Here is an 11,988-nt window from a genome sequence, read left to right as displayed (position 1 = left end):
CGTACGAGACAGCCCCTCGCGGACTACGCAGACTACGACGACGGACATGATGATCCAAGAGCAGACAGCCCAAGAACCGGTCACCAGTCCCCAAAACGGACCCCAAGCCGGAGCCGAGCCCGAGCCGGAGGCCACGCGGCGCGACTCCGGCGCCACCGAGAGCAGCCGGGCCAACCGGGGCTGGTGGGACCGGAACGCCGACGAGTACCAGATCGAGCACGGCACCTTCCTCGGCGACGACCGCTTCGTCTGGTGCCCCGAGGGCCTGGACGAGGTGGAGGCGTCCCTACTGGGACCCCAGGAGTCGCTGAGCGGTCTCGACGTCCTGGAGATCGGGGCCGGCGCCGCCCAGTGCTCGCGCTGGCTGGCGGCGCAGGGCGCGCGCCCGGTGGCGCTCGACCTCTCCCACCGCCAGCTCCAGCACGCGCTGCGCATCGGCGCGGACAGCTCACGGACGTTCCCGCTGGTGCAGGCGGACGCGGGGGCGCTGCCCTTCGCGGACGGCTCCTTCGACCTGGCCTGCTCCGCCTATGGCGCGATCCCCTTCGTCGCCGACCCGGTGAAGGTGTTCCGCGAGGTACGGCGGGTCCTGCGGCCCGGCGGCCGCTGGGTCTTCTCCGTCACGCACCCGGTCCGCTGGGCGTTCCCCGACGAGCCGGGCCCCGAGGGGCTGACGGCCGCGGCCTCCTACTTCGACCGCACCCCTTATGTGGAGCAGGACGAGGAGGGGCGCGCCGTCTACGTCGAGCACCACAGGACGGTCGGCGACCGGGTGCGGGACGTGGTGGCGGGCGGCTTCCGGCTGGTCGACCTGGTGGAGCCGGAGTGGCCCGCCTGGAACACCCAGGAGTGGGGCGGCTGGTCCCCGCTGCGCGGCCGGCTGATCCCGGGGACGGCGATCTTCGTCTGCGTACGGGACTGAGGTACGGGCCGGCTGCAGGGAACCGGCGTACGGCGGGGGCTGCCGGGGGACGACACTGGGCGGGTGATCCGCGACGACATCCTCGGCAGCCTCCCCGTACATACCGCCGTGCCCGCGCTGGAGCGGGCCCTCGAAGAGCACGGGTGCGCGGTGCTGTGCGCGCCGCCGGGGACGGGCAAGACCACGCTCGTCCCGCTGGTGCTGGCGGGGCTGGTGGGGGACGGTGCTCCGGTACGGCGGGTGGTCGTCGCCGAGCCCCGGCGGATCGCGGCGCGGGCGGCGGCCCGCCGGATGGCCTGGCTGCTCGGCGAGCGGGTCGGGGAGCGCGTCGGCTTCACCGTGCGCGGGGAGCGCGTGGTGGGGCGCGCGACGGTGGTGGAGGTGGTGACCACCGGCGTACTGCTCCAGCGGCTCCAGCGCGACCAGGAGCTGGCCGGGGTCGATGTGGTGATCCTCGACGAGTGCCACGAACGCCATCTGGACGCGGACACGGTCGCCGCGTTCCTGCTGGACGTACGGGCGGCGCTCCGGCCCGAGCTGCGGCTCGTGGCGGCGTCCGCGACCACCGACGCGGAGGGCTGGGCGCGGCTGCTGGGCGATGCTCCGGTGGTGACGGCGCACGGCGTGTCGTACCCGGTGGAGACGGTGTGGGCGCCGCCCGCCCAGGCCGTACGGCCGCCGCACGGCATGCGGGTCGATCCGGCGCTGCTGACGCATGTGGCGTCGGTCGTCCGGCGGGCGCTGGCGGAGCGGGACGGCGATGTGCTCTGTTTCCTGCCGGGGGTCGGGGAGATCGGCCGGGTGGCGGGCCAGTTGGGCGACGCCGGCGCCGAGATCCTCCAGGTGCACGGGCGGGCGCCCGCCGAGGTGCAGGACGCGGTGCTCGCGGGTTCGTCCGCGGGGCGCCGGGTGGTGCTGGCGACGGCGGTGGCGGAGTCGAGCCTGACGGTGCCGGGGGTGCGGGTCGTCGTGGACGCGGGGCTCGCGCGGGAGCCCCGGACCGACCACGCGCGCGGGCTGTCCGCCCTCACGACGGTACGGGTGTCCCGGGCGGGGGCCCGGCAGCGGGCCGGGCGGGCCGGGCGCGAGGCCCCGGGGACGGTCTACCGCTGCTGGTCGCAGGCCGAGGACGGCAGGCTGGTCCGCTTCCCGTCCCCCGAGATCAGGGTCGCGGATCTCGCGGCGTTCGCGCTCCAGGCCGCGTGCTGGGGCGATCCCTCGGCGGCGGGCCTCGCGCTGCTGGACCCGCCCCCGGCCGGGGCGCTGGCGGCGGCCCGCTCCGTACTGTCCGCGATCGGCGCGGTGGACCGGGACGGGCGGGTGACGGAGCGCGGTGGCCGGATGGCCCGGGTCGGGCTGCACCCCCGGCTCGCGCGGGCGCTCCTCGATGGCGCGAGCCAGGTGGGAACGCGCCGGGCGGCGGAGGTGGTGGCGCTGCTCGGCGAGGAACCTCCGAGGGCGTACGGGGACGATCTGGCGGCGGCCTGGCGTACGGCGCGCCGGGGCGGCGACGGCTACGCGGCCCGCTGGCGGCAGGAGGCGCGCCGACTGGCGTCGGCGGCCGGAACGGACTCCTCCGGTACGGCCCCGGGCGCCGCCGACGACACGGTGGCCGGGCTGGTGGCGGCGCTGGCCTTCCCCGAGCGGGTGGCCAGGGCGCGCGGGGAGGGCGCGTATCTGATGGTGTCGGGCACCGGCGGCGAACTGGCCGAGGGCTCCGGGCTGCGCGGCGCCACCTGGCTGGCGGTGGCGGTCGCGGACCGGCCCGCCACGGCGGCGTCCGCGCGGGTACGGCTGGCCGCGGTGATCGACGAGGACACGGCGCGGGCCGCCGCCGGGCGGCTGCGGGTGGCGGGCGAGGAGGTCCACTGGGAGGACGGCGATGTCGTCGCCAGAAGGGTGGAGCGGCTCGGCGCGGTCGACCTGTCCGTACGCGCGCTGTCCTCACCCGATCCGCGGCTGGTGCGTACGGCGCTGCTGGAGGGGCTGCGCCGGGAGGGCCCGGAGCTGCTGCGCTGGACCCGGGAGGCGCGGGGGCTGCGCGAGCGGCTCGGCTTCCTGCACCGGGAGCTGGGCGGCGGCTGGCCGGATGTCTCGGACGCGGCGCTGCTGGAGCGGGCCGACGCGTGGCTGGAGCCCGAGCTGTCCCGGGCGCGGCGGCGCGCCGATCTGGGCAGGCTGGACGCGGGCCAGGCGCTGCGGCGGCTGCTGCCCTGGACGACGGGTGAGGCGGCGCGGCTGGACGAGCTGGCTCCGGAGCGGATCGAGGTGCCCAGCGGCTCCCGGGTGCGGGTGGAATACGGCGGTCCGCAGCCCGTACTGGCCGTGAAGCTCCAGGAGTTGTTCGGGCTGCGGGAGACACCGAGGGTCGCGGGCGTTCCGGTGCTGGTACATCTGCTCTCCCCGGCCGGGCGGCCCGCCGCGGTGACGGCGGATCTGGCGTCCTTCTGGCAGGACGGCTACCGGGCGGTGCGGGCGGAGCTGCGGGGCCGCTATCCGCGCCATCCGTGGCCGGAGGACCCGTCGACGGCGGTGGCGACGCGCCGGCTGAACAGCCGCGCCCCGGACGGCCGTCGCTGACGGCCGTCCGCTGTACGGACCGTGAAGCCGCCCCCGGTCCGGTCGGACACGGGGGCGGCTTCGGTGTCGTACGACATTCATACGACCGTACGGTCAGGCTGCGGCGACCGTCAGCTCCACGGTCAGCGTCGCGCCGCCCGTGGTCTCCAGCCGGAGCAGGAAGGTGCCCTCCGTGTCGTCCGCGTAGATCTCCGGCAGCAGGAGCACGCCCTTGGCGTCGGTCTTCAGCTCCGTGAGCGTCCGGAGCGGATTGCCCTCGGCATCCTTGAAGTACGGCCCGGCGGTGGGCGTCGTGGGGTCGGTGGCCGATGTGATCATGGCGGCGGTCACCGCCACGCCCGGGGCCGCCGCTCCCTTGTAGGTGGCCTTGATCTCGACCGGGGTGGTGAACTCCGCGCCGGGCTCGGCCGTCGGCCCCGGGTCCGTGTCCGGATCCGTGCCGGGGTCGGTGATCCTCGTGAGTCCGTCCGCCTGGCGGGCCGTGACCGTGGCGGTGTGGTCGACGGCGGCGACGCCCTTGACGGCGACGGTGGCCCGGATCGTGAACTCGCCGGTCACCTCGCCCGCCCGGAGGGCCGGGGCCTTCGCCGTGCCGTCCGCACCGGTCGCGACATAGGTCGAGGACGCGCCCGACATGAAGCGGGCGTCCGTGTCGCCGACGATCTCGAAGCGCACCGGCACCTTGGCGACGGGCTTGCCCACCGCGTCCACGGCCCGGACGGCGGGCCGGTCGGCGAAGACGCCGCCCGCCACGGCGGTGAGCGTCTTCGGTCCGGCCTTCTCGATCCGCTTGACGACCGGCGTGGGCGCGGGCGCCGGCGGGGTGGGGGTCGGCGCGGGCGGGGTGGGCGGCGTGGGGCTGGTACCGGGTTCGGTGGGCTCGGCCGGCTTCGGGGGCGTGGTGGGCGTGGGGCTGGTGCCCGTGTCCGGCACGGCCGGGCCGGGGACGGTGGCACCCGGAGTGGTGGTGCCGGCGCTCGGGGCCGCACCGGCACCGGTGCTCGGGGTGGCCGGGGTGATGGGGGTGACCGGGCGGGTGGAGACGGGCAGCGTGCCGGTGCTGTCCGGGACCTCGTGCGAGCCGTTCTTGTAGTACGCGAACCAGGTCAGGACCGTGTTCAGATACTCCCGCGAGTGGTTGTAGCCGAGGATCGACTTGTGGAGGTCCGCCTCGACCGACAGGTCGCGGTCCCCGTTGCAGAGGTAGTACGCGGCCGCCAGCGCCGCGTCGTGGATGTTGTTCGGGTCCTTCTTGCCGTCGCCGTTCCCGTCCTGGCCCCAGGTGGCCCAGGTGGAGGGGATGAACTGCATCGGGCCGACCGCGCGGTCGTGCGTGGAGTCGCCGTCGTACTGGCCCTTGTCGGTGTCGGAGATATTGGCGAAGCCGACGCCGTTGAGGACCGGGCCGAGGATCGGGGCCAGGGTCGTACCGTTGTCGTCGACCTGACCGCCGCGCGCCTGGCCCGACTCGACCTTGCCGATCGCCGCGAGGAGTTGCCAGGGCAGATTGCAGTGGGGCTTGGACTCCGCGAGGGTCTGCTCCGCCTGCTTGTACGCGGCGAGCACCGTCGCCGGAATGCCCGCCTCCGCCGGCCCTGTGGCCGGCAGGTCTATCGAGGTGCCCGGCTTGTCGGGCGTCGTCAGCGGCGGAAGCTCCGTGTAGTACGAGGAGTTGCCCGAAACCGGGGTGCCCGGGGGCGGGGTGGCGTCGGCCGCCTGCGCGCCGCCCGCGCCCGTGGGAAGGGCGCCGGGCGGCTGGGAGGCGGAGAGCGCCGCGATGGCGACCGCGGCCACGGCGGTGGTGGTCGCCCCTCTGCGCAGTCGGCTGCCGAATAGCGCTGCCATATGTATCTGGCCCCTCCCCTGTCACAACGGCTGTCCGCGCTTCCCCACGCGAACGCTTGGGCGACCCTATGCCAACTCCCGCTCCTGGCACACCGGCCGGTAACCCGTTTTCACCACTTCGCCACGTGGGGGTCGCCCGGTCGCCGTCCCGCGTCAGTGTGCCGCCGACTCCCAGTCCGGGCCCACGCCCACCGAGACGTCCAGCGGCGCGCGCAGCTCGACCGCGGCCGACATCTCGCGGCGCAGCAGCTCCTCCACCCGCTCGCGCTCGCCCGGGGCGATCTCCAGCACGATTTCGTCATGGACCTGGAGCAGCATCCGGGAGGTCAGACCGGCCTCGGCCATCGCGCGGGCGACGTTCAGCATGGCGACCTTGACGATGTCCGCGGCGGTGCCCTGGATGGGCGCGTTGAGTGCCATGCGCTCGGCCATCTCACGGCGCTGGCGGTTGTCGCTGTTGAGATCGGGCAGATAGCGGCGGCGGCCGAGCATGGTCTCGGTGTACCCGGTGGCCCTGGCCTCCACCACCGCGCGCTGGAGGTAGTCCCGTACGCCGCCGAAGCGCTCGAAGAACGTGTCCATCAGCCCGCGCGCCTCGGCCGGGTCGATGTTCAGCTGCTGGGAGAGGCCGAACGCCGAGAGCCCGTAGGCCAGTCCGTACGACATCGCCTTGATCTTGCGGCGCATCTCGGGGTCGACGGCGGACTTGTCCACGCCGAACACCTGGGAGGCGACGGTGGTGTGGAGGTCCTCCCCGGAGGCGAAGGCCTCGATCAGCCCCGCGTCCTCGGAGAGGTGCGCCATCACCCGCAGCTCGATCTGGCTGTAGTCGGCCGTCATCAGCGACTCGTAGCCCTCGCCGACGACGAAGCCGCGGCGGATGGCCCGGCCCTCGTCGGTGCGGACCGGGATGTTCTGCAGATTGGGTTCGGTGGACGAGAGCCGACCGGTCGCCGCCACCGTCTGGTTGAACGTCGTGTGGATCCGGCCGTCCGCCGCGATCGACTTGACCAGGCCCTCGACGGTGACCCGGAGCTTGGCCTGTTCGCGGTGGCGCAGCATGATGACGGGCAGCTCGTGCTCCGTCTGACCCGCGAGCCAGGCCAGCGCGTCGGCGTCGGTGGTGTAACCGGTCTTGGTCTTCTTGGTCTTGGGCAGGCCCAGCTCGTTGAAGAGCACTTCCTGGAGCTGCTTGGGCGAGCCGAGGTTGAACTCGTGGCCGACGGCGGCGTGCGCCTCCTTGACCGCCTGCTGGACGGCGCCCGCGAACTGCTCCTCCAGGGCGACCAGATGCGCCCGGTCGGCGGCGATGCCGTGCCGCTCCAGCCGGGCCAGCAGCTCGGAGGTCGGCAGCTCCACCCCGTGGAGCAGGTCGGTGGCGCCGACCTCGGCGAGCCTGGCCGTGAACGCGTCCCCCAGGTCGAGGACGGCGCGGGCCTGGGTCATCAGCGCCTCGGCCTCGGCCTGCTCGTCCGTACCGAAGGCGAGCTGTCCGTCGGCGGCCGAGGCGGGGGCCAGCTCGCGGCCCAGATACTCGACCGCCAGGGCGTCCAGCGCGAAGGAGCGGCGGCCTGGCTTGACCAGATAGGCGGCCAGGGCCGTGTCCATCGTGACCCCGGCGATCCGCCAGCCCTGCTCGGGGGCGACGCGCATCGCGCCCTTCGCGTTGTGCATGACCTTGGGGCGGTCCGGGGCGGCGAGCCAGGCGGTGAACGCCCGCTCGTCGGCCTCGTCGAGCTGTGTGGTGTCGAACCAGGCGGCGGCGCCGCCGGCCGCGGCGAGCGCGACCTCGCTGACGCTTCCCGTCCCCAGCGACCAGGTGTCCACCAGGGCGACGCCGAGCGGCTGCGCGCCGTGCTCGGCGAGCCAGGGCGCCAGCTCTCCGGAGGCCAGGACCGAGCCGTCCAGCTCCACCCCGGCGGCGGGCGCCGGGGCCTCGTCCCCGGCCGCGCCGGGGTCCACCGCGAGCAGCCGCTCCCGCAGGCTGGGGTTGCGGATCTCCAGTACGTCCAGCACACCGGCGAGCGCCGTGCGGTCGTACGGAGCGCGCTCCAGGTCCTGCGGGCCCTTGGGCAGCTCGACGTCGCGCACCATCTCGGTGAGCCTGCGGTTGAGCGTGACCGATTCCAGATGGTCCCGGAAGTTCTGCCCGGCCTTGCCCTTGACCTCGTCGGCGCGCGCCACCAGCTCGGCGAACGAACCGAACTGGTTGATCCACTTCGCCGCGGTCTTCTCCCCCACCCCGGGGATGCCGGGGAGATTGTCGGACGGGTCGCCGCGCAGGGCCGCGAAGTCCGGGTACTGCGACGGGGTCAGCCCGTACTTCTCCTGGACCTTCTCGGGGGTGAAGCGCGTCAGCTCGGAGACGCCCTTGGTCGGGTACAGCACCGTGGTGTGCTCGGTGATCAGCTGGAAGGAGTCCCGGTCACCGGTGACGATCAGCACCTCGAAGCCCGCGGCCTCCGCCTGGGTGGCGAGGGTGGCGATGACGTCGTCCGCCTCGAAGCCGTCGATCGCGAACCGGTCCGCGCGCATCGCGTCCAGCACCTCGCCGATCAGCTCGACCTGCCCCTTGAACTCGTCGGGGGTCTTCGAGCGGTTCGCCTTGTACTCCGGGAACTCCTCGGAGCGCCAGGTCTTGCGGGACACGTCGAAGGCGACGGCGAAGTGCGTGGGCGACTCGTCACGCAATGTGTTCGCCAGCATCGACGTGAAGCCGTAGACGGCGTTCGTCGGCTGCCCGTTGGCGGTCGTGAAATTCTCCGCGGGCAGCGCGAAGAACGCCCGGTACGCCAGGGAGTGCCCGTCCATGAGGAGCAGGCGGGGACGGTTGTCTGCGGTGTTCTTCGATGCTGTCTCAACCACGCCCCCGATCCTGCCACGCCCCACCGACAATCCCGACCGGCCCATCCGGAGGCCGGTCTCGTCCGACGCATGTCAGTGGCCCGTGAAAGGATCGATGTGTATTCGAATGAGAGACGTGTTTCCGAACGAATCACAGGCCCGAGGGAGAGCGTGATGGCGAGCAAGCCGCCCGCAGGAGATCCGGTCCAGGACGCACCGCAGGTCACAGCACCCAAACACGCGGCCGCGGGCCTTCCCGCCATCGCACACACCCTGCTGATCGCGCAGCAGCAGATGGGGGTGCGGCGCACCGCTCAGACACTGCTCAAGGTCAACCAGAAGGGCGGCTTCGACTGTCCCGGCTGTGCCTGGCCCGAGGGTGACCACCGGCACACGGCCGAGTTCTGCGAGAACGGCGCGAAGGCCGTGGCCGAGGAGGCCACGCTGCGCCGGGTCACCCCCGCGTTCTTCGCCGAGCACTCGGTGTCCGACCTCGCCACCCGCAGCGGGTACTGGCTGGGCCAGCAGGGCAGGATCACCCAGCCGATGCTGCTGGAGCGGCCCGCCGACGGCGAGGGCGCCGACAGCGCGAGTGCCGACCACTACACGCCGGTGAGCTGGGACCGCGCCTTCGCGATCATCGCGGAGGAGCTGACCGCCCTCGACTCCCCCGACGAGGCCCTCTTCTACACCTCGGGCCGCACCAGCAACGAAGCCGCGTTCCTGCTTCAGCTCTTCGCCCGTGAGTACGGTACGAACAATCTGCCGGACTGCTCCAACATGTGTCACGAGTCGTCCGGCTCCGCGCTCTCGGAGACCATCGGCATCGGCAAGGGCAGCGTCTCCCTGGAGGACATGCACCAGGCCGATCTGATCATCGTCGCCGGGCAGAACCCGGGCACCAACCACCCCCGGATGCTCTCCGCCCTGGAGAAGGCGAAGGCCGCGGGCGCGAAGATCATCTCGGTGAATCCGCTGCCCGAGGCGGGGCTGGAGCGATTCAAGAATCCGCAGACCCCGCAGGGCATGATCAAGGGCGCTGCGCTCAACGACCTCTTCCTCCAGATCCGCATCGGCGGCGACCAGGCCCTCTTCCGGCTGCTGAACAAGCTGATCGTGGAGACGCCCGGCGCCGTCGACGAGACCTTCGTCGCCGAACACACCCATGGGTACGAGGAGTTCACCGCCGCCGCCCGCGCGGCGGACTGGGACGAGACCCTCGCCGCCACCGGTCTGGAGCGCGCCGAGATCGAGCGGGCCCTGTCCCTGGTCCTCGCCTCGAAGCGCACCATCGTCTGCTGGGCGATGGGCCTGACCCAGCACAAGCACTCCGTGCCGACCATCCGCGAGGTCGTCAACTTCCTGCTGCTGCGCGGCAACATCGGCCGCCCCGGCGCCGGGGTCTGCCCGGTGCGCGGCCACTCCAATGTGCAGGGCGACCGCACCATGGGCATCTTCGAGCGCCCGGCCCCCGCCTTCCTCGACGCCCTCGACCGGGAATTCGGCATCACCTCGCCGCGCCACCACGGCTATGACGTCGTCCGGTCCATCGAGGCGCTGCGCGACGGCAAGGCCAAGGTCTTCTTCGCGATGGGCGGCAACTTCGTCGGCGCCACCCCGGACACGGCGGTCACCGAGGCCGCGATGCGCCGCGCCCGGCTCACGGTGCACGTCTCCACCAAGCTCAACCGCTCGCACGCCGTGACGGGCACCCGTGCGCTGATCCTGCCCACCCTCGGCCGTACCGACAAGGACGTCCAGGCGGGCGGCCGGCAGGTCGTCACCGTGGAGGACTCCATGGGCATGGTCCACACCTCCCGGGGCAATCTGCCGCCCGCCAGTCCCCATCTGCTGTCCGAGCCGGCCATCGTCTCCCGGCTCGCCCGCGCCACCCTGGGGCCCGGGTCCCGTACGCCGTGGGAGGAGTTCGAGAAGGACTACGCGAGCATCCGCGACCGGATCTCCCGGGTGGTCCCCGGCTTCGAGGACTTCAACGCCCGGGTCGCGCGGCCCGGCGGCTTCTCGCTCCCGCATCCGCCGCGCGACGAGCGCCGCTTCCCGACCGCCACGGGCAAGGCCAACTTCACCGCGGCGCCCGTCGAGTTCCCGGCACTGCCCGAGGGCAGGCTGCTGCTCCAGACCCTGCGCTCGCACGACCAGTACAACACCACGATCTACGGCCTCGACGACCGTTACCGGGGCATCAAGGGCGGCCGCCGTGTCGTGCTCGTCAACCCCCAGGACGCGGTGGAACTCGGCCTGGCGGACGGCTCGTACACCGATCTGGTCAGTGAGTGGAAGGACGGCGTGGAGCGGCGCGCGCCCGGTTTCCGGGTGGTCCACTACCCCACCGCCCGCGGCTGCGCCGCCGCGTACTACCCGGAGACCAATGTGCTGGTGCCGCTGGACGCCACGGCGGACACGAGCAATACGCCGACGAGCAAGTCCGTCGTGGTCAGGTTCGAGAAGGCGGAGGAAGCAGGGTAGTCGGGAGAGACGGCGGGGGCGGGCGGGGCCGGGTGACCATGCGCCGCTAAGCGTCCGCTCACCCATCTGGTAAGCAGGGTGATCCAGACAGCACGCACTCGACAGCATCGGAGCCCGGCCCATGGGTGAGCAGACCACCGTGCAGTTCCCGCAGGAGATCGTCGACGAGTACGCCGTACTCGGCGTCGATCTCCCCGCCCTCTTCTCCGCCGGGAACCTCGGCACCCGGATGGGCGTGCGGATCGTCGAGGCGTCGGCGGACCGCGTCGTCGGCACCATGCCCGTGGAGGGCAACACCCAGCCGTACGGACTGCTGCACGGCGGCGCGTCCGCCGTGCTGGCCGAGACCCTGGGCTCGGTCGGCTCGATGCTGCACGGCGGCGTCACCAAGATCGCCGTGGGCGTGGACCTCAACTGCACCCACCACCGGGGCGTGCGCGACGGGCTGGTCACGGGCGTGGCGACGCCTGTGCACCGGGGGCGCTCCACCGCGACGTACGAGATCGTCATCACCGACGAGCGGGACAAGCGGGTCTGCACGGCCCGGCTCACCTGCCTGCTGCGCGACGCCGGCCCCGGCGACCCGACCGGCCCGGCGAAGAGCGGCCCGGCGAAGACCGACCCCGCGCGGTAGGACCGACGGCGGCAGCCCGACGGGGTACGTCCCGTCCGCAGCGCGTGCCCGGCCGGTTCTCGTCGTACCCCTTGTCCGTACGGCGGGCAACACCTACCGTGCCGACATGAGTCCGGCCGGGCAGCGCAGCCCCGCGAGGAGCGTGTGCCGCGCCCTCCTCCTGCGCGCGGCCGTGACCGCCTGCGCCGATGAGCGCGGCGCGGAAGCCTCCGGCGCCCCGCCCCGCATCGCACCATCCCGGCCGAACCGCGCGCCTCACTGGTCTCGTAGAAGGAACGGTGTGCCGCGCTCGGCGGTGCCACCGGCAGTACGGAGAACTGGCGCGCCCCCGGCCGAACCCGCCCCTACTTCACGTCGTTCATGTCACGCTCGAAGTCACCCTGCGTAACATCGAGGTGAACGGAAATCCGGACACCGCCTGTTTCCCCACCCCGGCCGTCCGCTTCCGCACCCGCGTAGCCGCCTCCATGTTTCGCCGTGCCCGAATCCGGCGACAGGAGTAAAAAAGCTCAAACCCCTTAGCGGAACTGCACGTTCTCACTATGCGAGCAGGCCCAGAATTGACGAAATGTCCTAAGTATCCAAGTTATAACCCTCCATCTTTGTTCTTGGCATAACAAGACAGTCACATCCTGCTCCCGCTCCTCCACACCTCCCCCACCCTGCGCTTAGAGTC

At 72.6% G+C, this 11,988-nt stretch carries 6 protein-coding genes; 4 read left to right on the top strand and 2 right to left on the bottom strand.

Features of this window, described 5'->3' with window-relative positions; translation table 11 throughout:
• Positions 1 to 46 precede the first annotated feature (46 nt).
• Both ACIP8W_RS11935 and hrpB read left to right on the top strand, forming a co-directional pair.
• On the top strand, positions 47 to 922 hold the full coding sequence (locus tag ACIP8W_RS11935; protein WP_401948841.1) for a class I SAM-dependent methyltransferase: 876 nt from the start codon (positions 47 to 49) through the stop codon (positions 920 to 922).
• A gap of 63 nt (positions 923 to 985) precedes the next feature.
• A complete protein-coding gene (gene hrpB / locus ACIP8W_RS11930; RefSeq protein WP_401948838.1) occupies positions 986 to 3,502 on the top strand; it encodes an ATP-dependent helicase HrpB in 2,517 nt (838 codons plus the stop codon).
• 93 nt (positions 3,503 to 3,595) lie between these two features.
• Here hrpB and ACIP8W_RS11925 read toward each other — a convergent pair whose 3' ends face one another.
• Both ACIP8W_RS11925 and polA read right to left on the bottom strand, forming a co-directional pair.
• A complete protein-coding gene (locus ACIP8W_RS11925; RefSeq protein WP_402202816.1) occupies positions 3,596 to 5,347 on the bottom strand; it encodes a lytic transglycosylase domain-containing protein in 1,752 nt (583 codons plus the stop codon).
• 153 nt (positions 5,348 to 5,500) lie between these two features.
• Positions 5,501 to 8,212 carry a DNA polymerase I gene (gene polA / locus ACIP8W_RS11920; RefSeq protein WP_402202814.1) on the bottom strand — a complete coding sequence of 904 codons (2,712 nt, stop codon included), beginning with the start codon at positions 8,210 to 8,212 and terminating at the stop codon, positions 5,501 to 5,503.
• A gap of 153 nt (positions 8,213 to 8,365) precedes the next feature.
• On the opposite strand from polA, the gene ACIP8W_RS11915 reads away from it, so the two are divergent.
• Both ACIP8W_RS11915 and ACIP8W_RS11910 read left to right on the top strand, forming a co-directional pair.
• Positions 8,366 to 10,678 (top strand): FdhF/YdeP family oxidoreductase, encoded by a 2,313-nt coding sequence (locus ACIP8W_RS11915; protein WP_402202812.1) that lies wholly within the window; start codon positions 8,366 to 8,368, stop codon positions 10,676 to 10,678.
• Between the two features lie 121 nt (positions 10,679 to 10,799).
• Positions 10,800 to 11,312, top strand: coding sequence for a PaaI family thioesterase (locus ACIP8W_RS11910; protein ID WP_402153410.1), 513 nt, complete (start codon positions 10,800 to 10,802; stop codon positions 11,310 to 11,312).
• The last annotated feature ends 676 nt before the right edge of the window (positions 11,313 to 11,988 follow it).

The organism is Streptomyces sp. NPDC088554 (genome assembly GCF_044752945.1).
Lineage (GTDB): Bacteria > Actinomycetota > Actinomycetes > Streptomycetales > Streptomycetaceae > Streptomyces.
This window is presented reverse-complemented; position numbering and strand designations above follow the sequence as displayed.